The following is a 21,890-nucleotide window of genomic DNA, read 5'->3' as shown; positions in this document are numbered from 1 at the left end:
GCGGCGCGCAGGCGAAGCTGTCACGGCTTTGTTACGGCTCAGGCCAGGCGGAACACCCCGACCGCCGCCACCAGCTGGTGCGCCTGCACATGCAGGCTGTCGGCGGCAGCGGCCGATTGCTCGACCAGCGCGGCATTGCGCTGGGTGGCTTCGTCCAGCCCGGCCACCGTCGCGTTCAGCTGGTCGACGCCCGCCGTCTGCTGCTGGCTGGCCTGGCCCATCTCGGCGATCAGGCCGGCCACGCGCTGCACCTGTTCGACCATGCCGCCCATGTGGCGGCCGGCGCTGTTCACCAGCTCGGCACCGGCCTGCACGCGTTCGACGCTCGAGCCGATCAGCGACTTGATTTCCTTGGCTGCCGCGGCACTGCGCTGTGCCAGCGCGCGCACCTCGGCGGCCACCACCGCGAAGCCGCGGCCCTGCTCGCCGGCACGCGCCGCTTCCACCGCCGCGTTGAGCGCCAGGATGTTGGTCTGGAACGCGATGCCATCGATCACCGAGACGATCTGGCCGATCTTCTGCGAGCCCTCGGCGATGCTGTCCATCGTGTGCACCACCTGCTGCACCGCCGCGCCGCCCTGGCTCGCGGCCGCGCCTGCCTCGGCGGCGAGCAGCGCCGCGCTGCGGGCTGCATCGGCACTGGCTTTCAGGGCGCCGGTCAGCTGTTCCATCGACGCGGCGGTCTGCTGCAGGTTGCCGGCCTGCAGCTCGGTGCGCTGGCTCAGGTCGGCGTTGCCGCGCGCGATCTGCTGCGAGCCGGTCGCGATCGAATCGCTGCTGGCGCGCACGGTGGCCACCACCTGCGTCAGCCGTTCGCACATCGCCGCCATCGCGGCCATGATGCTGGTGTCGTCGCCAGGCGCCAGCGGCACGCGCTGGCGCAGGTCGCCGGCCGCGACGGCATTGGCCACCGCCGCCACGTCGGCCGGTTCGCCGCCGACCTGGCCCCACACCGACTTCCACGCGAAGCGGCCGAAGCCGAGCAGCAGCACGGCGGCCGCGGCGAAGACGCTCCATTGCGACCACGCCACGCGCGTGAGCGTCGCATCGAAGGTGGCCGAGGCCGCGTCGGCAAAGGCGGTCGAGGCCTTGACCGTGGCGTCGACGCCGGCGCGGTGCTGCAGGTACAGCGCGTCGGCCGATTTCAGGGCCGCCTGCGCGGCGGAGGCGTCGCCAGTGGCAGTGGCCTTCAGCACCGCGCGCGACGCCGCAATGAAGCGTTCGCCGGCCTCGTGCTGCGGGCCCAGCAACTGCGCTTCCAGGCCATACGGCGGGTGGGCGCGCCAGTAGGCGACCCGCTCCTGGTATTCCCTTTCCAGGCGAGCCGCCTCGGCCTGCGCCTTCTCGGGCGCGATGCTGCCTTCGACCGCCTGCGAGAGCACCAGCCGCAGCTCGATCAGGTACATCGGCGGCGGCAGGATGTCGGCGGTGACGTCCTTCGCGACGAAGGTGCGCTGGGCCGCATCGGCCGCCGCGCCGGCGCCCCACAGCGACACCGCCATCAGCACGCTGGCCGCGGCGATGCCCGAGCCGATGAGGAGAACCAGGGTCAATCGCAGTGAACGCATGGGTCGTGGCCGGGGGTGAAGGGCTCTTCGGGTTGTCGACCGAAGCGCGCGCCACTTGAGCGTTCAGTCGAACAAAGTGCCCTTCATCGCGTCGCGCGACACGCGGTGCCACACGTACATCCCGTTCTGCCGGTAATGGTCGTGCAGCTCGCCGGCGCACATCACGTAGCCCTGCAAGGGATCGCAGTGCGGCGCGCCGAACAGGTGGCCCGACTCGTGCACCGCGAGGATCTGCGTGCGGTTCATCGACATGTCGAACAAGAACTGCCCGCTCACCTGCACGCCGAGCCATCCGCAGGCCACGCCGCCCACCATCTGCGGCGACATCGCGATCAGGTAGTCGAAGCCGTGGTTGTCGACGCTCGTGCGCACCGAGCCGCCGGTGGTCCAGTCGCGCGCGAGACCCAGCACCTTGCCGCCGTAGGCCGCGGCCTGCTCGCACAGGCCCTTGCTGGTGTCCAGCGTCAGGCCCGGGATGGCACGGAAGTGCTGCGTCACGCCCATCATCTGATCGAAGCCGCCCGGGAAGGACTGGTAGGTGCCGGCGTTGCCACCGGCGGTCGTCGGCGTGAAGACCTCGCCAGGCCGCGTGAAGACCTCACCGAGGAAGATTTCCGGCGAGCGCGTGTAGTTCAGCCGCGTGAAGTAGCTCTGGTCGTAGACGGTGCTCACCAGCACGTGGCTGCTCGGCGCCACGCTGAAGGCCGCGCCGCTGTAGGCGGTGTCCACCGTGGTGCTGCCTCCGCTCTGCAGGCGCACCCCGTCGATGCGGTAGGCGCCGCGCCCGACGGCATAGTGCTTGGCGCGCGCGGTGTCGTCGATGAACGGGCCGGCGCCGAACGATGCGGTGCGTGTCTCGCCGGCGGCCAGTGGGACCTCGATCGTGCCCAGCGGCACGGTGCTGAAATCGCTGAAGCGCGTGCTGGCGAGCGTCGGCGTGAGCTTCACGGTGCCGGCATTGCCGCTCAGGTTGCGCACGGTGATCGACACCTTCAACGCATCGCCCTTGGCCGGTGCCTGGCCGGCGGCATTCGTCACGCCGATCGCGATGACGTCGGCCTGGATCGTGCAGTTCGGCTCGCAGCCCGACGCGCCCTTGGCCACGAGGTAGGAGCTGGCGACATCGTTGAAATCGCTCGGCACCAGGTTGGGCTCGTCGGCGGCCAGCACCAGACGCCGGCCCTGCAAGCCGGCATGCTCGAACAGCTCGACCCGGTAGCCGGCGAGCATGCGCGCCGAGGAGGCGAAGTCGGTCCAGGCCGCCGGCAGGGAGGCACTGCCCTCGGCCAGGCACAGCGATGCACCGGCGAAGCCGACATGCTCGTACAGGCACACCGGTGCCGCTGCGGTGGGCACGGTTGGCGCCACCACGCGGTACGACGACAGCCTGTCGTTGAAGGCGCGGTTGACCAGGTTCGGCTCGTCTGCCGTCAGCGCGAGCGTGGCGCCGCCTTGCGCGATGTGCTCGTAGAGCGTCACCGACCATCCCGCGGGCACGCGAACCGACGACACCCGGTCGTTCCAGCCGGCCGGCGTGGTCGCGCTGCCGGCCTCGGCGCACCAGCTCTCGCCGACGTAGTTGGCGTGTTCGTAGAAGCACACCGATGCCGCCTGCGACGCGAGCGGCAAGCCCGCCAGCAACGCGGCGGCTACCCACGCCGTCCTGTTGATCTTCATGGAGTTTCCTTCGTTGTTGGCGGGCAAGACATCTCCCGACATGAAGTCTGGAACCGCGAAGGACCTTCAGTGGTACTTAAATGGTACTAAAGCTGAAACCGGGGGCGGGTGGATGTAAATGGGTCGATCGGATGATGATCTTGACCTTGGCTGGCGTGACCCTCATGCGCTGCGAAACCATCGACACCCATCCCCCCAGCATCTCGAAGTGCCACCACTTGCAATGATTTGCCCGCCAGCATGTGGAACCGAGCACGCTGCGAAGTCACATAGCTGCATGAGAGAATTTCTGTGCAACCCAACATCGGAGCATCCAGGCCATGGGCTTCATCATCGACTTCGCGTTGGATCCCAAGGAGGCGTTCGCTCGGGGGTTCATGCGTGGATTGGCGTCGCCCGTGATCTTGTTCGTGCACAACGAAGCGCCGTCACTGCCCGGCGTTCAGAGGGTGGAGCCACCTGCATCGGGTCGGGAGATCGCGGCTGCGCTTGCGTCGGACTGGGCGCGCATCGGGGAGTCGATGCATCGCGCGGTGCATCGGCATGAGCAGGGGCAGCAAGCCTCACCAGACACCGGTCGCTCAAGCGGCAAGCAAGGCGATGGGGCCGGGCGCCGACAGGGCTGAGCCAAGCGGCCCAGCACTCGCAGAGCCTGACCAACGCCTCAGAACCGGTAAGCCGTGAACACCACGGCGCTGTTCTGCGACTTCTTCTCGGTGATCGGGCTGTCGGCCGCGTCGCGCTGCAGGCGGCGCGTTGACACGCGGGTGCCGATGCCCCACTTCTTGTCGATCTGGTAGTCGGCCCCGACGGTGAAGCCCACCGATTCGATGCCCGAGCGCGGCGTGTACACCGCGCGGCCCGACCGCGCCGCCTGCTGCTCGTCGATGCCGAAGTAGGTCTGCATCGCGCTGCGGCTGGCCCAGGTCACCCCCGGGCCGGCCGACAGCATCAGGCCCGGCGCCGGGGCGTACTTGCCCTCGACGTCGAACGACAGCCGCCCGCCCTGGTGCTTGCCGCCGATGTCGCCGACCACGTTGCCGCGGGCGGTGAACCAGCCGTCGGAGTAGCTCGCGAACACCGCGCCGAGCGCGGTGCCGTCGATGTCGCCCAGGCCACGCAGGCGGTCGGCATCGGATTCCTTGCGCGGCTTCTCGAGGTCGCCGCCGATGCCCAGGCCGACGCGCCAGTGCGGGTCGGTGATGATGAACGCGCCGATGCCGGCCGGCACGCCGGCGCCGGGCACGCCGCCGATGAAGTAGCGACCGTGGTTGGCGGCCAGCACCGGGAAGGCGCGCACCTTGTGCTCGGCGCTGCCGGGGTACTTGGGAATGCTGCCGACGCCGAGGCCGGCGGTGAACTGCCAGCCGTCGTCGGCCGGCGCGGCGGGTTCCTCTGCCAGCGCGAGCGTCGCGCTCAGCAGCGCCAGCGCGCCGGTCAGGAGGGTCGGGGTCATCGGATGGAAGAGGCGTTGGCGCAGCATCATGCAGGTCTTTCGGAAGGCGTTGGAATCGGTGAACATCGGGAGTCTCGCTCGGTTGCTTGGGGGTCAGGTGAAAAACGTTGGGATGGACGGCAGTGTCGGAACCCCGCCTGAAGCGAACCTGAACCGTTGATGAAGGTTCGATGAAGGCGCCCGCCGCGACCCCGGCGCGGCTTCACCGAACCTTCAGGTTCGGCGTCTCCAATCGGTGTCCATGAGCCATGCCATGAAGATCCTGCTGATCGAAGACGACCTCGAACTGGGCAACGGCGTGCGCATCGCGCTCGAAGACCAGGGCCTGCAGGTCACCTGGGTGCGCCGGCTGGGCGACGCGCTGCACGCGATCGACACCCAGGCCTGCGACCTGGTGCTGCTCGACCTGGGCCTGCCCGACGGCGACGGCCTGGCGCTGCTGGCGCGCCTGCGCCGCGAGCGCCTGCCGATGCCGGTGTTGATCCTGACGGCGCGCGATGCGCTCGAAGACCGCCTGGCCGGGCTCGACAGCGGTGCCGACGACTACATGGTGAAGCCGTTCGCGCTGGCCGAGCTGCTGTCGCGCGTGCGCGCGCTGGCGCGGCGCAGCTTCGGCCTGGTCAACGACACGATCGAAATCCGCCAGCTCGCGCTGCACGAGGCGACGATGCGCGTGACGGTCGACGAGCGGGCGGTCGAGCTGTCGCGCAGCGAGTTCGAGCTGCTGTGCCTGCTGATGAAGCGCGCCGACCGCGTGCTGACGCGCCGCGTGCTCGAAGAGCAGGTGCTGCCCGGCGGGCTCGACAACGAGAGCAACGTGCTCGACGTGCACATGTCCAACCTGCGCCGCAAGATCGGGCCGGGCTACATCCGCACGGTGCGCGGCGTGGGCTACGTGATCGACCGGGCCGCTCCGGCGAAGGGCGGGGCATGACGCCCGCGGCGTTGTGGCAGCGGCTGCGCAGCTCGCTGGTCAGCCGCCTGGTGGCGGCGCAGATGCTGACGGTGCTGCTGCTGTGGTCGGCGGCGATGGCCTATTTCGTCTGGGACACCGCGCGCTACGACGAGATCTTCGAGCCTGGCCACATGGGCCCGCGGGCCGACATGATCCTCGCGCTGGTCGACAGCCTGGCCGACCGGCCCGAGCAGCTGCAGGAGGTGCTGCGCAAGCTCGACGTGTTCCAGCGCCGCGAGAACCATGAAGAAGACGACCTGGCGCTGCGCATGTCGATGAACGTCTGGCTCGGCGACCGGCTGCTCTATGCCTCGCCCGGCTCGCCCGGCGTGGTGCCGACGACGCAGCAGCGCCGGCTCGAGAAGCTGGACATCGACGGCCTGCCGTGGCGCACCTACACGCAGCAGTCGGCACGGTCCGCGGCACGCGTCACGCTGATCCGTTCGGGCCACGCGGTGTCGATCCTGTTCGCGCTGGGCGAACGCGGCATCCTGATCCTGCCGCTGCTGATCAGCCTGCCTTTCCTGGTGCTGCCGGCCTGGTGGTCGGTGCGGCTGGCGTTGCGGCCCTGGCGCCGCTTCTCGCAGGAGATCGAGACGCGCAGCCCCGGCGACCTGGCGCCGCTGCGCTTCGGCAGCGCCTACCGCGAGCTGCGGCCGGTGGCCGATGCGGTGAACACGCTGCTCGCGCGCGTGGCGGCGAGCCTGGCGCGCGAGCGCAGCTTCATCGCCGACGCGGCGCACGAGCTGCGCACGCCGCTGGCCGCGATGCGCATCAACGTCGAGGCGCTGCAGGCCCACCGCGGCGACGCGCGCGATGCCGAGCTGCTCGACGGGCTGGTGCGCAGCGGTGAGCGGGCGAGCCGGCTGGTGGCGCAGTTGCTGGGGCTGATGCGCAGCGACAGCGGGCGCGCGCAGGCCGTGCGGCTGTCGCTCGATGGGCTGGTGCAGGACCGGCTGGCGGCGCTGTCGGGGCTGGCGACGCAGCGTGGTGTCGAACTGGAGCTGGTGTCCGCCGAGCGCTGCGAGATCGAGGCCGAGCGTGAAGGGCTGACGTCGCTGGTCGACAACCTGGTCGAGAACGCGATCAAGTACTCGCCGGCCGGGGCGACGGTGTCGGTGCGGGTGGGGGGCGATGCGACGCTGGTGGTCGAGGATGCCGGTCCGGGCATCGCGGCGGATTGGCGCGAGCGCGTGTTCGACCGCTTCTTCCGCGTGCCCGACCAGGCGCAGCCGGGCAGTGGGCTGGGGCTGGCCATCGTGAAGTCGGTGGCCGATCGGCATGGGGCGACGGTTGAGCTGGCGGATGGCCTTGAAGGCCCCGAAGGCCGCGGGCTGCGGGTGACCGTGCGCTGGCCCCGCGACTGACAACTGGCGCCAGGACTTTTATTCCTCGATACAGACTGGTCGTGCTACCCCTGTTCATAGGTGAGGCCCCGGCTGCGGGTGAACACCGAGGCGCTCGCCCGAGGTCGGCTTTGACGCGCGCGGCAGCGCGAGTGATGATCTCGCCCGTGGCCGCGGGCTGGTTCACGCCCAGTCGGTCGAACCGCAGCGAGCCTGCCGAGGCCGGGGAGGATGCATGGAAGTCTTCATCGAGTGGCCCCAGCGTGGACGACCAGTTGGTGCTGCGGCGGCGCGGCGGAAACCTCTGATCGGCTGGCTTTCGCAGTGCCTGCCGCGGGCTACAGCGGCATCGAGTGGGGATCACATGAAGGAAATGTTGTTTCGACTTGGTCAAGTGATCTGGTGGTTCGGTGCCCTCGGCGCCTTTGGCGCGGCGGCCGCAGCGATCTTCATCCCCAACCTGGACAAGAAGGTCCTCATCGTCGGAGTCGTCTGGGGCCTCGTGACCCTTCCCAGCTGGGCGCTCGCATACGTGCTTTGTGGCACCTTGGGGCCTCCGAAGCGGATGCCCTAGAGCGCGCACCTTGATCGAAGTAGTGCTGGCCGCTGGCGCGCAGGATGAAGGCGCCATCGGCGCTGGCACGCGCGCTTCGGCTGCAACCCTTCGACACGGCCCCTCGACAAGCTCGGTCCCTGCTCAGGGCGAACGGTCGGAATGGGGCGCCCGCCTGATGGGCTTGAACGCGGCACACGAGTTGGTGTTCGATTTTCAGTACGCGTCGCCGACCGGCTGCGGGGCCGCCTGGAACGCGGTGCCGCTGGCGCTGGAGAACCTGCAGATTCGCTGAAAGGCAAGGCTTGCGCGCGACGAGCTGCTCGTGGGGTGTTCGGTAGCCGCCTCACGATCATGACAGGCCGGAGCTACTCCTTGAGTCCAGTGACAGGGCTGTCGCTGAGCGCTTGTGCCGAGCGAATCGAGGACCAGAGAGGTCCTGCGACTGACAACTGGCGGAGAGAGCGACGCGCTTGCGCTGCAGTTCCTTGGCGGGTCGCTTGCCGGCACCGAGCGGTCGTACCAGAACTTTCCACCCGCGATGATTCGCAAGGACGTGACCGCCAGCATTGGCGCACGTGGCGCGGCCGGAAATATGCCGGGACCGAATTGCCTGTTTTTCTGGAGGCAAAGAACCTTTATCAACAACTTAGACTTGGTACTAAAGCCCGTTGATTTCCTTACTGACAAGGGCGTGAAGGCAGACGGATTTGAAGCATCGCCGACGCCGACGCGATCAGCGTCGACGCCTCCTCAGCCTGCGTGACGTCGAGCGTCGCGCTCGCACCGATCGACAGCGCGATGTCGTCGACCGCGCAGCACGTCCTTGACGATGTAGAGGGCGCCAGACCGGCTGACATTCGCAGCGTTGACGGCGAACGGAGGTGCGCGCGCTTCTGCCTCATGCTTGCGAATGCTAGGAAGATCTCCGATTCCGAGCAGTACGCCATGCGACCTCTTACTCGGATGCGCAATAGCGAATCCGGAGCGCGACCCGTTATGATCGACCCACCAAAGGCTGCTCGAATCGCAGTCACTCACGTGGAGGGATCCGAATGCGACGCATCGCTGCGGCGCTCATGACGTTGCTCGTGCTGGCGGTGCCGGCATGTGGCGGCGGTTCATCGAGCAACTCAACTACACCTCCAGACGCAACAAGCCGTTGGGACGGCACCGCGGCTTGGGACTCTGCAACCTGGAACTGAGGAGGAAACTTGATGAAGAAGAATGCCATGATTGCGCTCGGCGCGTTGGCTTTTGCGGCCGCTGCGGCGACCGCGGCGATTCCATACACCTTCAGTGCCGGAACGGCCATCAAGTCGGCGGAGGTCAATGGGAACTTCAGCGCATTGCAGGGGCAGGCCGACGGTCAAGACGGCCGGCTGACCAAGCTGGAAACGCAGGTCGATGCGCAGGACGGCCGACTCACCAAGCTCGAAGTGGCGATTGCCAAGCCGACCGACCAATTGATTTGTGTCACAGCGTCGACCGTCGCTGCCTGGGTTCGCGCGCTGCCGGGTGCGCCGCCGGCAAATTGCGTTCAGGGCTCGGCGCCGACCGACACGAAACAGATGACGTTTGCACAAGTCATGCAAGAGGGTTGGTTGATGGTGACGGTGGATGGCGGCGGTGGATACGCCCTTTTTCACAAGTAGGCGGATGGCGTGGCTACCTTCGCCACCTGGACTCCCAAGCCTTCCTCTCGTTCGCCATGCTGCTCTGCAGCGCCTCAGTGAGGATCGTCGCCTCGTTGGCCATGCCATCGGAGGGAGGTCTGAGCGACTCCGGGATGGGGGTAGGTCGAGGGGTGTCGCGTGGTGCGAATCGGATAGTGTGGGGCGCGAGTGGTTGCCGGCATTTTTTGATTTGAATGCTGGTCACGCGGCCAATCAGCGGAATCCCGCCGCAGCGAGCACGTTGCCACCGTCCGAGAAGTCATCGCTGTCATTGGCACTCGCGAGGGTTCCGACCTGAGGCGCTTCACGCCCACCAACTCCTCGAGCTTCTTGCTGATGCGGCGGGCGCCCCAGTTGCTGCGAGGCGGCCGCTGCCGCGCGCGGCGGGCGATCTCCACGGTCGGTCGCGGGCAGCTGCCGACGTCAGCTTGTGAACCGGATGGTCCCATGGCTGTCACGCTCGATCAACGGATCCTGGGCCGCAGCGACCGCGCAGCTGGAGACCGGCTGAGCAGGTCCGGCGCGCAGCGGAAGGTCCAAGAGGTCACCGGCCCGACGGGTTTTCAAGTCACGTCCGAGACACTTGGGACTCAAGTTTTCGGCTGAACCCTCCAGCGGGATGAGGTTCTTCAGTCCTGAAGACAGCTTTCGAGCCCGTCGGCCCAATACGGCTGTCTGCTTGAATCGACTACATCAAGATCAACGCAATCCACGACATGCGTCGACGGAGCGCCGCGTGGAAGGCGGATAGCGGGATGAAGGCGCCGTCGGCGCTGGCACACGCGCTTCGGCTGCAACCCTTCGACACGGCCCCTCGACAAGCTCGGTCCCTGCTCAGGGCGAACGGTCGGGGTGGGGCGGGAAGGGCGCGAGCGGCCCTGGAAAACCAGTGGCGGAGAGAGCGGGATTCGAACCCGCGGGGGGCTATTAACCCCCACACGCTTTCCAGGCGTGCGACTTAAACCGCTCATCCATCTCTCCGGAGCCGGCGAGTTTAGCCCAGGTCCGGGGGGCCTTCGACCCGGCCCCGCGGGAATTTCGCTCAGGGCTGGCCCGGTGCCTTGGCCTTCATCAGCGCCATCGCGGTGCCGATCAGGCCCGCCACCTCGGTCATGTTCCCCGGCACGATCATCGTGTTGTTCTTCTGCGCCAGGTGGGCATACGCGTCGACCGCCTTCTCGGCCACCTTCAGCTGCACCGCCTGCTCACCGCCAGGCTCGCGGATCGCCTCGGCGATCTTGCGGATGGCACCGGCCGTCGCGTCGGCCACCGCGGTGATCGCCGCGGCCTCGCCCTGCGCCTTGTTGATTTCGGCCTGCCGCGCACCTTCGGAACGGGCGATCGACGCTTCGCGCTCGCCGGTCGCGATGTTGATCTGCTCCTGCTTGCGGCCTTCGGACGCGGCGATCAGCGCGCGCTTCTCGCGCTCGGCGGTGATCTGCGCCTGCATCGAGCGCAGGATCTCGGCCGGCGGCGTCAGGTCCTTGATCTCGTAGCGCAGCACCTTCACGCCCCAGTTGCCGGCCGCCTCGTCGAGCGCGCTCACCACCGCGCCGTTGATCGTGTCGCGTTCCTCGAAGGTCTTGTCCAGCTCCATCTTGCCGATCACCGAGCGCAGCAGCGTCTGCGCCAGCTGCGTGATCGCGAACACGTAGTTGCTCGAGCCGTAGCTCGCGCGCATCGGGTCGGTGATCTGGAAGTAGATGATCCCGTCGACCTGCAGCTGCGTGTTGTCCTTCGTGATGCAGACCTGGCTCGGCACGTCGAGCGGCACTTCCTTCAGCGAATGCTTGTAGGCCACCCGCTCGATGAAGGGCACCACGAAGCTCAGCCCCGGCACCAGCGTGCGGTCGTACTTGCCCAGCCGCTCGACCACCCAGGCATGCTGCTGCGGCACGATCTTCAGCGTGCGCACGATGAAGATGCCGACGATCACCACCAGAATCAACGCGATTTCCATGAGGGGCTTTCCAGGGAGTAGGGGAGGGGAGAGGGAATCAGCGGCCCGCGGCGGGCACCAGCACCAGCCAGTTGCCTTCCACCGCCTGCACCACGTGCTCGCCGGGCAACGCGGGGGCATCGGGGGCGAGCCGCGCAGTCCAGGTGGAGCCGCGGTAGGGCACGCGGGCGGTGCGGTCGTCGGCCCAGGCCGCAACGCTCACCCGCTCACCGATATCGATGTTGACGTCGCGGTTCTCGCGCACCGGGCCGGACGCCGGCCGCTGCAGGCGCCGCCAGTGCCACAGCGCGACCGCGCCGCCGCCCACCACGGCCGCCATCACCAGCTGGCCGGGCAGCTTGAAGCCGAGCAGGGCCGCCAGCGCCGCGGCGGCCAGGCCGAGCGCGAACATCAGCAGGTAGAAGGTGCCGGTGGCCAGCTCGGCGGCCACCGCCAGCCCCGCTGCCACCCACCAGAACGTCGACGGGCTCATGTCCATGGCCTCTCCTCGTTTGAAGGTCTGTTGCGTCCACCCCGCACGCACCGAAGGGCAGTGTAAGGGGGCCCCACGCCCGTCATCGAACGGCCCTACACTTCGCGCCTTCCATTCCGTTGCCCCCCGGCGTTTCCTTGAGGTGACCATGCTTCGATTCAACTTTCCGATCGTCATCATCGACGAAGACTTCCGTTCCGAGAACACCTCGGGCCTGGGAATCCGGGCGCTGGCCGCGGCCATCGAAAAAGAGGGCTTCGAGGTGCTGGGCGCCACCAGCTATGGCGACCTGTCGCAGTTCGCGCAGCAGCAAAGCCGCGCCAGCGCCTTCATCCTGTCGATCGACGACAACGAGTTCACCCAGGGCCCCGAGCTCGACCCGGTGGTGCTGAACCTGCGGAAGTTCATTCAAGAGATCCGCTTCAAGAACGCCGAGATCCCGATCTACCTGTATGGCGAGACGCGCACCTCGCAGCACCTGCCCAACGACGTGCTGCGCGAGCTGCACGGCTTCATTCACATGTTCGAGGACACGCCGGAGTTCGTGGCCCGCCACATCATCCGCGAAGCCAAGTCGTACATGGACGGCCTCGCGCCGCCGTTCTTCCGCGCGCTGGTCGACTACGCGCAGGACGGCTCGTACTCCTGGCACTGCCCCGGCCACTCGGGCGGCGTCGCGTTCCTGAAGAGCCCGGTCGGGCGGATGTTTCACCAGTTCTTCGGCGAGAACATGCTGCGCGCCGACGTCTGCAACAGCGTCGACGAACTCGGCCAGCTGCTCGACCACACCGGCCCCATCGCCGAGAGCGAGCGCAACGCGGCGCGCATCTTCAATGCCGACCACTGCTTCTTCGTGACCAACGGCACCAGCACCAGCAACAAGATGGTGTGGCACCACAACGTGGCGCCGGGCGACGTGGTGGTGGTCGACCGCAACTGCCACAAGTCGATCCTGCACTCGATCATCATGACCGGCGCGGTGCCGGTGTTCCTGCCGCCCACGCGCAACCACTACGGCATCATCGGCCCGATCCCCGAGGCCGAGTTCTCGCCCGAGGCCATCCGCCGCAAGATCGCGAAGAACCCGCTGCTGGCCGGCGTCGATGCGAAGAAGGTCAAGCCGCGCATCCTGACGCTGACGCAGAGCACCTACGACGGCGTGCTCTACAACACCGAGAGCATCAAGAAATCGCTCGACGGCTACATCGACACGCTGCACTTCGACGAAGCCTGGCTGCCGCACGCCGCCTTCCACGAGTTCTACGGCGAGTTCCATGCGATGGGCCGCAACCGGCCGCGCCCGAAGGACCAGATCGTCTACGCGACGCAGTCCACCCACAAGCTGCTGGCCGGCATCAGCCAGGCCTCGCAGGTGCTGGTGCAAGACGCGCAGCACCGCAAGCTCGACACGCACCTCTTCAACGAGGCCTACCTGATGCACACGTCGACCAGCCCGCAGTACGCGATCATCGCGAGCTGCGACGTGGCCGCCGCGATGATGGAAGCGCCGGGCGGGCGCGCGCTGGTCGAGGAGAGCATCGCCGAGTCGATGGACTTCCGCCGCGCGATGCGCAAGGTCGACAAGGAATACGGCAAGGACTGGTGGTTCAAGGTCTGGGGCCCGGACAAGCTGGTCGGCGAAGGCATCGGCAAGAGCACCGACTGGGTGCTGAAGGCCGGCGAGAAGTGGCACGGCTTCGGCGACCTGGCGGGCGGCTTCAACCTGCTCGACCCCATCAAGTGCACGCTGATCACGCCGGGGCTCGATGTCTCGGGCAAGTTCGCGAAGACCGGCATCCCCGCGTCCATCGTCACCAAGTTCCTCGCCGAGCACGGCGTGGTGGTCGAGAAGACCGGGCTGTACTCGTTCTTCATCATGTTCACGATCGGCATCACGAAGGGCCGTTGGAACACGCTGCTGACCGCGCTGCAGCAGTTCAAGGACGACTACGACCGCAATGCGCCGCTGTGGCGCGTGCTGCCGGAGTTCGTCGCCGCGCACCCGCGCTACGAGCGCATGGGGCTGGCCGACCTGAGCCAGTCGATCCACGAGATGTACGCGAAGGGCGACATCGCGCGGCTGACCACCGAGATGTACCTGTCGGACCTGCAGCCGGCGATGAAGCCGACCGATGCGTTCGCGCGCATTGCGCACCGCGACACCGAGCGGGTGGCGATCGACGACCTCGAAGGCCGCGTCACCACCTCGCTGCTGACGCCGTACCCGCCGGGCATCCCGCTGCTGATCCCCGGCGAGCGCTTCAACAAGAAGATCGTCGACTACCTGAAGTTCACGCGCGAGTTCAACGGCAAGTTTCCCGGCTTCGACACCGACGTGCACGGGCTGGTGGAACACGACAGCGGCGAAGGCTCGCGCACATACCACGTGGATTGCGTGAAGGAAACCTGATGGGAGCAGTGATGGGCGTGGTGATGGGGGGCCGGATGGCCCGTGGGTTTTTCGGGGGCCTGCTGCTGGCGGCCTGCGCTGTGGCGATGGCTGCCGAAGCGGTGCCGCCGGCCGGCTATGCGGTGGTTTCGCTGATCGGCGACAAGCTCTCAGTGGTGACGCACGAGGCGGGCACCGGCACCACGATCGAGCGCAACCGCACGCAGGCATTGCCGGTGAGCGGCGGGGTGTTCGATGCCGACGCGATGACGCAGGCCGAAGCGGCGTTGAAGCGCCTCGATGCCGGTGCGCGCGTGTCGCTCTACGACCTCTCGTCGCCGGCGATGTTCGAGCAGCAGGATCGGTTCCTCGACGGCGGTCGGCTGAAGTTCTCGCCGGCGGTGGTCGCGGCGATGCGCAAGGACGGTGCCACGCACCTGCTGCTCGTCACGAAGCAACTCGCGACGGCGCGGCTGCAGGCCGGCGATCACGACAGCCTGGGCAGCGGCCAACTGGAGGGCCTGGGCTTCTACATCGACCGTGCCGTCGGCATGATCAACCCCGACACCGGCGAGACCGGCCGCGGGTTCTTTGCGCCGTACTTCTTCGCACGGGTGTCGTTGATCGATCTCGCGTCGCTGGAGGTCGTGAAGGAGACCCGCATCAAGGCGAATTTCTCGCGCGCGTCGACCGGCGTCGCGCAGTCGCCGGACGCCTGGGACGCCCTCACGCCGAAGGGCAAGATCGATGCGCTGAAGGCGCTGATCGACGAGCAGGTGCCGAAGGCGGTCGAGGCGTTGGTGGCCGGGCTGCGCTGAGCGACCCTTTCAGCCGGCGGGCGCGAAGCCGCCGTCGAAGGTCTGGCGCACCTCGAGCCGCTGCTTCAGCAGCCCGGCCTCGAGGTAGAAGTCGGCGGTGGCCTGCTGGTCGGCCAGCACCTGCGCATCGACCGCAACCCAGCGTTGCTGGCGGCGCTCGAACTGCAGCCGCGCCGCCTCGGGCGGGATGCCGATGATGCGGGCCAGCGCGGCCGAGAACTCCGGCACGTGCTGGTACGACCAGCGCTGCGAGCGCACGACGCGCTGCGCGAAATCCTGCAGCGCGGCGCGCTTCGCGGCGATTGCGCTGTCGGTGGCCGCGAGGAAGCTCAGGCCCGATGACAGCCCGCGGCCGTTCACCAGCACGCGGGCGTGGCCTGCGGTCTCGGCCATCGCGGTGTAGGGTTCCCAGGTGGCCCAGGCGTCGACCGAGCCCTGTGTCAGCGCGAGCTTGGCATCGGCCGGCGGCAGGAAGCGGAAGGTGTCGGCATCGGGCTTCAGCCCGGCCGAGGCCAGCGCCTTCAGCGCGACGTGGTGGCCGATCGAGCCGCGGTTGGTCGCGATGCGCTTGCCCTTCAGATCGGCCGCGCTCTTCAGCGGCGAATCGGGGCGCACCAGCACCGCGGTGCCGTACGGATCGGAGCGGTTCACGCCGATCGCCTTCACCCGCACGCCGTTCGACAGCGCGAAGATCAGCGGCGCATCGCCGATCGGGCCCAGGTCGACGGCCTCGGCGTTCAGGGCCTCGGCCAGCGGCGCGGCCGCGGGGAACTCGGCCCACTGGATGTCATAGGCGAGGCCTTGCAGTTCGTTGGCGGATTCGAGCAGCGCGCGCAGGCCGCCTTTCTGGTCGCCGGCCTTCAGCAGCACGCGCTCGGCGGCGTGCACCGGGCCCGCGCCGACGCCGAGCACGGCGGCGCTGCCGATCAACAGGTGGCGGCGTGTGATGTGGCGGTGGGTCATGGTGTCTCCTTCAGGCGGCGCGGCGGGTGCCGGCGGCCAGCCGTTCGGCCACCAGTTGGCGGGTGCGCGGGATCAGCTCGCGGCCATAGTCGATCGCGTCTTCCAGCGGGTCGAAGCCGCGGATCAGGAAGGTCGTCACGCCGAGTGCGTGGTAATCGAGGAAGGCCTCGGCCACCTGCTCGGGCGTGCCGACCAGCGCGGTGCTGTTCGAGCGGCCGCCGGTCTCCTGCGCGATGGCCGTCCACAGCCGCTTGTCGACGCGTGTGCCCTGGGCCGCGGCCGCCAGCAGCCGCTGCGCGCCGACGCTCTGCTGCGGCCCGCCACGGCTGTAGCCCGCCTGCACGCGCAGCCGGCGGGTCTCTTCGAGGATGCGTTCGGCGCGCGCCCAGGCCTGGGCTTCGGTGGCCGCGAGGATGGGCCGGAACGACACCGAGAAGCGCACGCTGCGCCCGTGCTTCGCAGCCTCGGCGCGCACTCGCGTGGTCAGCTCGGCCACCTGGTCGAGCGACTCGCCCCACAGCGCATAGACATCGGCATGCCGGGCGGCCACCGGGATCGCCGCATCGGAGGCGCCGCCGAAGTAGATCGGCACGTGCGGCTGCTGCAGCGGCTTCACCTCGGAGAAGCCGGCCTGGAAGCGGTAGTGCCTGCCGTCGTGGTCGAAGGGCTGGTCCTCGGTCCAGATGCGGCGCAGCACCGTCAGGTACTCGTCGGTGCGCTCGTAGCGCTGGTCGTGCGTGAGCCAGTCGCCGTCGCGCCGTTGCTCGTCGTCGGAGCCGCCCGAGATGAAGTGCACGCCCAGGCGCCCGCCGCTGAACTGGTCGAGCGACGCGATCTGGCGCGCCGCGAGCGTCGGCGCGGTGAAGCCGGGCCGGTGCGCCAGCATGAAGTGGATGCGCTCGGTGTGCGCCGCGGCATAGGCGATCGTCAGCGTCGCGCTCGGGCCGGTGGAATGGTGCGGCACCAGGATGCGGTCGAAGCCGGCCTGCTCGTGCGCCTGCGCGAAGCGGCGCACGTAGTCGCGGTCGATCGCCGGGCCGTGCGCGGCATGCGTCTCCGAGACTTTCTGCGTCTGGATCATGCCGATGAATTCGATGCTCATTGCGTGCCTGCTGTCGGAAGATGTCGGAGGAGGTGGACAGTAGCGACGACGGCGCGATCGCCGCAACGAACGATTTCGGGGCTGGTTATGCGATCTGCATGATTCGCAGAAGGCGCGCGTCCGTGTAGCCTGTGCGGTCCCGGTCACCGTTTTGCGGACACGAAGGAGACTCGACGATGCCGACCGATCATGGCGACCGTGCGCTGCAGGATTTCATCGGCCAGGTCTCGCACCGGCTCGACGAGCGCGGCGATGAGGCGGCCGTTCGCCGCGATGTCGGCGCGCTGCTGGCCGACCTGGTGGCGCACGACGACTGGTTGCCGGCAACCCATGCGCAGCCCGGTGCCGACCGCTACCGGCAGTACCTGCTGCACCGCGATCCGCAGGGCCGGTTCTCGGTCGTCAGCTTTGTCTGGGGGCCGGGGCAGGCGACCCCTATCCACGACCACACGGTGTGGGGGCTGATCGGCGTGCTGCGCGGCGCGGAGGTGTCGCAGGGGTATCGCTTCGCCGGGCCCGGCAGGCTGGTGCCGGCCGGCGCGCCGGTGCGGCTGGAGCAGGGCGCGGTCGATGCGGTGTCGCCGAGCGTCGGCGACATCCACCGCGTGGCCAACGCTTTCGTCGACCGCACGTCGATCAGCATCCACGTCTATGGCGCCGACATCGGCGCGGTCGAGCGCTCGGTCTACACCGAGGACGGCCAGCGACGCAGCTTCGTTTCGGGCTATTCGCCCCTGCCTTGATTCGAGATCTTCACCATGACCGACACCACCGTGATCCCCGCGCTGAACCCGACCGACGTGCATGCCGCGCTGCTGGCACGCGACGAGATCGCGCTGCTCGACGTGCGCGAGGAAGACCCGTTCGCGCAATCGCACCCGCTGTGGGCAGCGAACTTTCCGCTTGGGCGCATCGAGCTCGACGCGTGGGGGCGCATCCCGCGGCGGGACACGCGCATCGCGGTCTACGGCGATGGCGCGGACGACGCCGTGCGTGCCGCGCAGCGCCTGCGCGGCCTCGGCTACACGCAGGTGCACCTGCTGGCCGGCGGCCTGGCGGGCTGGGAGGCGGCGGGGCTGGAACTGTTCCGCGACGTCAACGTGCCGAGCAAGTCGTTCGGCGAGTGGGTCGAAGCGGCACGCCACACGCCATCACTGGCGGCCGAGGAGGTGCAGGCGCTGCTCGACGCGAAGGCCGACGTGGTGGTGCTCGATGCGCGGCGCTTCGACGAATACCAGACGATGAACATCCCCGGCTCGACAAGCGTGCCGGGTGCCGAGCTGGTGCTGCGGGTGCGCGATCTGGCGCCCGATCCGGCCACGCGGGTGATCGTCAATTGCGCGGGTCGCACGCGCAGCATCATCGGCACGCAATCGCTGGTGAATGCGGGGATCCCGAACCCGGTGAGCGCACTGCGCAACGGCACGATCGGCTGGACGCTGGCCGGGCAGGCGCTGGAGCAGGGTGCTGCGCGACGGTTCAAGCCGGCGAGCACGGCGGCACGCGATGCCGCGCGGAACGATGCAAGGGCCGTGGCCGAGCGCGCCGGCGTGCGGCGCATCGGAGCCGCGCAGCTGGCGCACTGGGTGGCCGAGCCGGGCCGCACGACGTATCGCTTCGACGTGCGCACGCCGGAGGAGTACGCGGCTGGTCATCGACAAGGCTTCCGCAGTGCGCCCGGTGGGCAGCTGGTGCAGGAGACCGACGTGCACGCACCGGTGCGCGGCGCGCGCATCGTGCTGGTGGACCACGACGGCACGCCGGCCGGGTCGCGCGACGCGGGCGTGCGCGCCGAGATGAGCGCGTCGTGGCTGGCGCAGATGGGCTGGGAGGTGGCCTTGCTTGATGCCGATGCGGCATCCGATGGCCTGGAGACAGGCGCCGATGCGCCGCCGCGCCCGGCGCCGCCGCAGGTGCACGGCATCACGCCAGCGACGCTGGCCGACTGGCTCGCGAGCCCCGGCGCCGATGTGCAGGTGATCGACGTGGCGACCAGTGCGAGCCATGTGAAGCGCCACATCCCCGGCGCGTGGTTCGTGCTGCGGTCGCAGCTGCGCGAGGCGCTGAAAGTTCTCCCTGCGGCGAAGCGCCATGTGGTGACCTGCGGCACCAGCCTGCTCGCGCCGTTCGCGGCGCAGGATCTGCAGGAGCTGCTGGGTTCACAGGCCGAAGTGCATGTGCTGCAAGGCGGCACGGCCGCATGGGCCGATGCCGGGCTGCCGGTGGAGGCGGGCGAACAGCGGCTCGCGTCGCCTCGCACCGATCGCTACCGCCGGCCGTATGAGGGTACGGACAACGCGCAGGCCGCGATGCAGGCGTACCTTGATTGGGAATTCGGATTGGTCGCGCAGCTGAAATGCGACGGATCTCATCATTTCGCGCCGGTATGACGCAAGCTTGCGTTCCGTGAAGAAACTGCAGATCTTCAACGATTGTTAGCCGCTCGCACCGGCCACTTGCGTCGGTAATTTCGTTCACGTCTAATGCGCCTGCCGCGTCGCAGAAGCAGTCCAGCCCGAAGGCTCGATGCGGCAAGTGGGGCGTGTCGTGTGGCCCCGCGATCGTGTCATCCGGTCGATCGAGGAGGGAGTTTCCGTGCCGTTTTCAATCACGCTGCGCGCCAGTCGGTGCGTTGGTGTAGCGCTGCTGTGCGTCGCAAGCCTGTGTACTCAGGCCCAGGTGGCCATTGCGCCGTGGCCGCTGATCGAGGAGTTCACGTACTGCAGCGCGCCATACATCTGGCGTGAGGATTCGACGGCGGCGTGTGTTGCGGCCGCCGCGTCCTGCCCGCTGCCTTTTCCCAATGCGACGGTGAGCATCCTCGTTCCGCCGCCCACACCCGGGGGAGGTTGCGTGGTACAGATTCATTCCTCCGGCCTGGGGGACGGCGCGACTTTCATGTGGACGGCGGGCCCGCGATTCCTCTGTGGCCATGGAAGCACGATGCGTGCGGGGTTGGGTCGCGACGAGGCGCAGTCTGCGTGGGATTGCGAGATCGAATTGCCGGTCTTGCTGGCGATGGATCCACCGCCTCCGGAGTGCGAGGTTTGCAAGGGCAACCCGATCTACCCGTTGCGTGGTGCCAAGCGCGAGATGGTGGACACCGGCCTGCCGATAGGCAACACGACGCTGCGGTTCATCTATGACAACGGCGGCAAGATTCCCAGGGTGTGGAGCGGCTTGCCGCCGAACGTCCCTGGCACCGAGCAATCCTATGGCTGGCTGGGCAGCCGGCTGTGGTTCAGCAACCTGCACCGCAGCGTGAGCCCGGGGCAGAGCCGGGAAGGGATGGCACCGACGCTGCCTACACCCACCGTGTTCAACCGCGGCAATGGTGTCTTCAGGACGATGACCAGCATCGGAACCGCTCCGTTGACGGCCGAGCCGAGCAACGCGGACCGATTCATCCCGCTCGCCGGCGGAGGCCACGTCTATATCGACAGCAAGAGCAATGTGCAGGAGGCGTACACGGATGCGGGCCGGTTGACGGCCATGGCCTGGGCCGACGGCACGCAGGTGAACTTCAGCCACGACGGTGCGGGCCTGCTGACCCAGGCGAGCGACAACCGCGGGCACAGTCTGAACTTCGCGTACATCGCCGGGCCTGAGAGCAGTACCCGGATTCGCGCGATCACCGATGCGAACGGACAGGTGACGACGCTGGGCTTCGACAGCCAGAACAACCTCGCGAGCGTCACCTGGCCCGACGGGAGGACCAAGACCCTGCTGTACGAGCGCACGGATCTGCCCTGGGCGTTGACCGGCGTCAGTGACGAGCGCGGTGTGCGGTACTCCTTCTTCGGCTACGACGCCGAAGGAAGAGCAATCAGCACCGAGCATGCCGGCGGGGTGGACAAGTACACGGTGAGCTACACGACGCCGCCGAGCATCCGCGTGACGGAGCAGCGCGAGGGCCTCTACGTGGCGCGGACCTACGACTGGATCGCACCGCAAGGCATGGTGATGACCGAGCCGAGCGGGCACACGACGACCTGGAGCGCGATCAGCCTGAACGGCAAGAACTACTTCAGTGCGCAGGGCCAGCCGGCCGGTGCGGGCAGCCTGGCCAGCAGCCGGGCGCAGAGCTACGACGCGAACGGCAACATCGCGAGCCGGGACGACTTCAACGGTACGCGCAGCTGCTACCTGAGCGACCTGACGCGCAACCTGCAGACGGTGAGCGTCGCCTCGCTGGGCACGGGCCAGGACTGTGCGGCGGTCACGGCAAGCAACGCCGCGCTGCCGGCCGGGGCGCTCAAGACCAGCACGCAGTGGCACCCGGACTGGAGCTTGCCGACGAAGGTGGCAGCGCCTGGCCAGATGACGAGCTACGTCTACAACGGCCAGCCCGATCCGCTCAACGCCGACGCGGTCGCGAGCTGCGCACCGACCACGGCAAGACTGCTGGACGGCCAGCCGATGGCCGCGCTGTGCAAGCGGGTGACGCAGGCGACGACGGATGCCGACGGCCACCTCGGCTTCGCCGCCACGCGGCAGGCCGGCACCCTCGACACGGTGCAGACCTGGACGTACGACGTGGACGGCCGGGTGCTGAGCTCGACCGACAGCGACACTCGACACGGTGCAGACCTGGACGTACGACGTGGACGGCCGGGTGCTGAGCTCGACCGACAGCGACACCGACACGACCACCTTGGCGTACCACGCCGAGACGAACGAGGACCACCAGCGGGGCGACCTGAAGTCGATCACGACCTCGCTCGGCAAGGTGACGACCTTCGACCGCTACAACCGCTACGGCCAGGTGCTGCAGAGCACCGGCCCGCAGGGGATCGTGACGGTGAACACCTATGACCTGCGGCAACGGCTGTTGACGAACAAGATCGGTGGCGAGACGACCACGTATGCCTACGACGAAGCCGGTCAGCTGAAGAAGGTCACGTTCGACAACGGCAGCTGGGTGGGCTTCGACTACGACGGTGCCCACCGGCAGG

General features: G+C 68.3%; 18 protein-coding genes, 1 tRNA gene and 1 pseudogene. 12 read left to right on the top strand and 8 right to left on the bottom strand.

All coding sequences use genetic code 11. From position 1 onward, the window contains the following. Positions 1 to 38 precede the first annotated feature (38 nt). Together ASC98_RS16365 and ASC98_RS16360 are read right to left on the bottom strand one after the other, a co-directional pair. Complete coding sequence (locus tag ASC98_RS16365) at positions 39 to 1,568, bottom strand: methyl-accepting chemotaxis protein (RefSeq protein WP_082541929.1); 1,530 nt, start codon at positions 1,566 to 1,568, stop codon at positions 39 to 41. 63 nt (positions 1,569 to 1,631) lie between these two features. Further along, entirely contained in the window at positions 1,632 to 3,245 is a 1,614-nt protein-coding gene (locus ASC98_RS16360; protein WP_162249275.1) for a peptidase inhibitor family I36 protein, read from the bottom strand. Positions 3,246 to 3,565: 320 nt separating this feature from the next. Here ASC98_RS16360 and ASC98_RS16355 point away from each other — a divergent pair, with 320 nt between their 5' ends. Continuing rightward, positions 3,566 to 3,871: a hypothetical protein gene (locus tag ASC98_RS16355; RefSeq protein ID WP_056808234.1), complete on the top strand. Its 306-nt coding sequence runs from the start codon at positions 3,566 to 3,568 to the stop codon at positions 3,869 to 3,871. Between the two features lie 38 nt (positions 3,872 to 3,909). On the opposite strand, the gene ASC98_RS16350 is transcribed toward ASC98_RS16355, so the two are convergent. Further along, complete coding sequence (locus ASC98_RS16350; protein ID WP_162249276.1) at positions 3,910 to 4,701, bottom strand: MipA/OmpV family protein; 792 nt, start codon at positions 4,699 to 4,701, stop codon at positions 3,910 to 3,912. A 253-nt stretch (positions 4,702 to 4,954) separates the two neighbouring features. Between ASC98_RS16350 and ASC98_RS16345 the strand changes: the two genes are divergently transcribed. From ASC98_RS16345 to ASC98_RS16325, 5 genes are all read left to right on the top strand, one after another. Then, on the top strand, positions 4,955 to 5,635 hold the full coding sequence (locus ASC98_RS16345; protein WP_056808274.1) for a response regulator transcription factor: 681 nt from the start codon (positions 4,955 to 4,957) through the stop codon (positions 5,633 to 5,635). Then, a complete protein-coding gene (locus ASC98_RS16340; RefSeq protein WP_056808243.1) occupies positions 5,632 to 7,023 on the top strand; it encodes an ATP-binding protein in 1,392 nt (463 codons plus the stop codon). Before ASC98_RS16345 ends, ASC98_RS16340 begins: the two co-directional genes overlap by 4 nt. Positions 7,024 to 7,237: 214 nt before the next feature. Further along, on the top strand, positions 7,238 to 7,576 hold the full coding sequence (locus tag ASC98_RS30520; protein ID WP_157597938.1) for a hypothetical protein: 339 nt from the start codon (positions 7,238 to 7,240) through the stop codon (positions 7,574 to 7,576). Positions 7,577 to 7,586: 10 nt separating this feature from the next. Continuing rightward, positions 7,587 to 7,850, top strand: a complete 264-nt coding sequence (locus ASC98_RS30515) for a hypothetical protein (protein ID WP_157604824.1) — start codon at positions 7,587 to 7,589, stop codon at positions 7,848 to 7,850. A gap of 922 nt (positions 7,851 to 8,772) precedes the next feature. After that, positions 8,773 to 9,210 (top strand): hypothetical protein, encoded by a 438-nt coding sequence (locus ASC98_RS16325; protein ID WP_157597939.1) that lies wholly within the window; start codon positions 8,773 to 8,775, stop codon positions 9,208 to 9,210. Between the two features lie 911 nt (positions 9,211 to 10,121). On the opposite strand, the gene ASC98_RS16320 is transcribed toward ASC98_RS16325, so the two are convergent. The 3 genes from ASC98_RS16320 to ASC98_RS16310 form a co-directional block, all read right to left on the bottom strand. After that, positions 10,122 to 10,212, bottom strand: a tRNA-Ser gene (locus ASC98_RS16320). 61 nt (positions 10,213 to 10,273) lie between these two features. Beyond that, the gene (locus tag ASC98_RS16315; RefSeq protein WP_056808250.1) at positions 10,274 to 11,191 is read right to left on the bottom strand and encodes an SPFH domain-containing protein; all 918 of its coding nucleotides are present in this window, start codon (positions 11,189 to 11,191) and stop codon (positions 10,274 to 10,276) included. A gap of 37 nt (positions 11,192 to 11,228) precedes the next feature. Further along, positions 11,229 to 11,669, bottom strand: coding sequence for an NfeD family protein (locus ASC98_RS16310; RefSeq protein WP_369820451.1), 441 nt, complete (start codon positions 11,667 to 11,669; stop codon positions 11,229 to 11,231). Positions 11,670 to 11,811: 142 nt separating this feature from the next. Between ASC98_RS16310 and ASC98_RS16305 the strand changes: the two genes are divergently transcribed. Next, the gene (locus ASC98_RS16305; RefSeq protein ID WP_056808253.1) at positions 11,812 to 14,073 is read left to right on the top strand and encodes an arginine/lysine/ornithine decarboxylase; all 2,262 of its coding nucleotides are present in this window, start codon (positions 11,812 to 11,814) and stop codon (positions 14,071 to 14,073) included. Continuing rightward, positions 14,073 to 14,870: a hypothetical protein gene (locus tag ASC98_RS16300; RefSeq protein ID WP_157597940.1), complete on the top strand. Its 798-nt coding sequence runs from the start codon at positions 14,073 to 14,075 to the stop codon at positions 14,868 to 14,870. Before ASC98_RS16305 ends, ASC98_RS16300 begins: the two co-directional genes overlap by 1 nt. Positions 14,871 to 14,879: 9 nt before the next feature. On the opposite strand, the gene ASC98_RS16295 is transcribed toward ASC98_RS16300, so the two are convergent. After that, entirely contained in the window at positions 14,880 to 15,833 is a 954-nt protein-coding gene (locus ASC98_RS16295) for an ABC transporter substrate-binding protein (protein WP_056808259.1), read from the bottom strand. A gap of 10 nt (positions 15,834 to 15,843) precedes the next feature. Continuing rightward, positions 15,844 to 16,935, bottom strand: a complete 1,092-nt coding sequence (locus tag ASC98_RS16290) for an LLM class flavin-dependent oxidoreductase (protein ID WP_056808262.1) — start codon at positions 16,933 to 16,935, stop codon at positions 15,844 to 15,846. Between the two features lie 176 nt (positions 16,936 to 17,111). Between ASC98_RS16290 and ASC98_RS16285 the strand changes: the two genes are divergently transcribed. The 4 genes and pseudogenes from ASC98_RS16285 to ASC98_RS32365 all read left to right on the top strand — a co-directional run. Beyond that, the gene (locus tag ASC98_RS16285) at positions 17,112 to 17,678 is read left to right on the top strand and encodes a cysteine dioxygenase (protein WP_056808264.1); all 567 of its coding nucleotides are present in this window, start codon (positions 17,112 to 17,114) and stop codon (positions 17,676 to 17,678) included. A gap of 15 nt (positions 17,679 to 17,693) precedes the next feature. Beyond that, on the top strand, positions 17,694 to 19,325 hold the full coding sequence (locus tag ASC98_RS16280; RefSeq protein WP_056808265.1) for a rhodanese-related sulfurtransferase: 1,632 nt from the start codon (positions 17,694 to 17,696) through the stop codon (positions 19,323 to 19,325). Between the two features lie 205 nt (positions 19,326 to 19,530). Next, positions 19,531 to 21,750: an RHS repeat protein gene (locus ASC98_RS16275; protein ID WP_162252898.1), complete on the top strand. Its 2,220-nt coding sequence runs from the start codon at positions 19,531 to 19,533 to the stop codon at positions 21,748 to 21,750. Continuing rightward, a pseudogene (locus ASC98_RS32365) lies at positions 21,665 to 21,890 on the top strand (RHS repeat protein); the annotation flags it as partial. The gene ASC98_RS16275 and the pseudogene ASC98_RS32365, both read left to right, overlap by 86 nt.

Origin of the sequence: Rhizobacter sp. Root1238 (genome assembly GCF_001425825.1) — a bacterium.
In the GTDB taxonomy this organism is placed as follows: domain Bacteria; phylum Pseudomonadota; class Gammaproteobacteria; order Burkholderiales; family Burkholderiaceae_C; genus Rhizobacter.
Note: the sequence above shows the minus strand (reverse complement) of the source record. Positions and strands in the feature narration are given on the sequence as shown.

What these genes read in the sequence shown, in the direction of transcription:
- ASC98_RS16285 (WP_056808264.1), top strand. Translation starts at nt 17,112, where the DNA reads ATGCCGACCGATCATGGCGACCGTGCGCTGCAGGATTTCATCGGCCAG.
- ASC98_RS16365 (WP_082541929.1), bottom strand. Translation starts at nt 1,568, where the DNA reads ATGCGTTCACTGCGATTGACCCTGGTTCTCCTCATCGGCTCGGGCATC.
- ASC98_RS16295 (WP_056808259.1), bottom strand. Translation starts at nt 15,833, where the DNA reads ATGACCCACCGCCACATCACACGCCGCCACCTGTTGATCGGCAGCGCC.
- ASC98_RS16360 (WP_162249275.1), bottom strand. Translation starts at nt 3,245, where the DNA reads ATGAAGATCAACAGGACGGCGTGGGTAGCCGCCGCGTTGCTGGCGGGC.
- ASC98_RS16310 (WP_369820451.1), bottom strand. Translation starts at nt 11,669, where the DNA reads ATGGACATGAGCCCGTCGACGTTCTGGTGGGTGGCAGCGGGGCTGGCG.
- ASC98_RS16325 (WP_157597939.1), top strand. Translation starts at nt 8,773, where the DNA reads ATGAAGAAGAATGCCATGATTGCGCTCGGCGCGTTGGCTTTTGCGGCC.
- ASC98_RS16280 (WP_056808265.1), top strand. Translation starts at nt 17,694, where the DNA reads ATGACCGACACCACCGTGATCCCCGCGCTGAACCCGACCGACGTGCAT.
- ASC98_RS16290 (WP_056808262.1), bottom strand. Translation starts at nt 16,935, where the DNA reads ATGAGCATCGAATTCATCGGCATGATCCAGACGCAGAAAGTCTCGGAG.
- ASC98_RS16300 (WP_157597940.1), top strand. Translation starts at nt 14,073, where the DNA reads ATGGGAGCAGTGATGGGCGTGGTGATGGGGGGCCGGATGGCCCGTGGG.
- ASC98_RS16305 (WP_056808253.1), top strand. Translation starts at nt 11,812, where the DNA reads ATGCTTCGATTCAACTTTCCGATCGTCATCATCGACGAAGACTTCCGT.
- ASC98_RS30520 (WP_157597938.1), top strand. Translation starts at nt 7,238, where the DNA reads ATGGAAGTCTTCATCGAGTGGCCCCAGCGTGGACGACCAGTTGGTGCT.
- ASC98_RS16340 (WP_056808243.1), top strand. Translation starts at nt 5,632, where the DNA reads ATGACGCCCGCGGCGTTGTGGCAGCGGCTGCGCAGCTCGCTGGTCAGC.
- ASC98_RS16315 (WP_056808250.1), bottom strand. Translation starts at nt 11,191, where the DNA reads ATGGAAATCGCGTTGATTCTGGTGGTGATCGTCGGCATCTTCATCGTG.
- ASC98_RS16350 (WP_162249276.1), bottom strand. Translation starts at nt 4,701, where the DNA reads ATGACCCCGACCCTCCTGACCGGCGCGCTGGCGCTGCTGAGCGCGACG.
- ASC98_RS16345 (WP_056808274.1), top strand. Translation starts at nt 4,955, where the DNA reads ATGAAGATCCTGCTGATCGAAGACGACCTCGAACTGGGCAACGGCGTG.
- ASC98_RS16355 (WP_056808234.1), top strand. Translation starts at nt 3,566, where the DNA reads ATGGGCTTCATCATCGACTTCGCGTTGGATCCCAAGGAGGCGTTCGCT.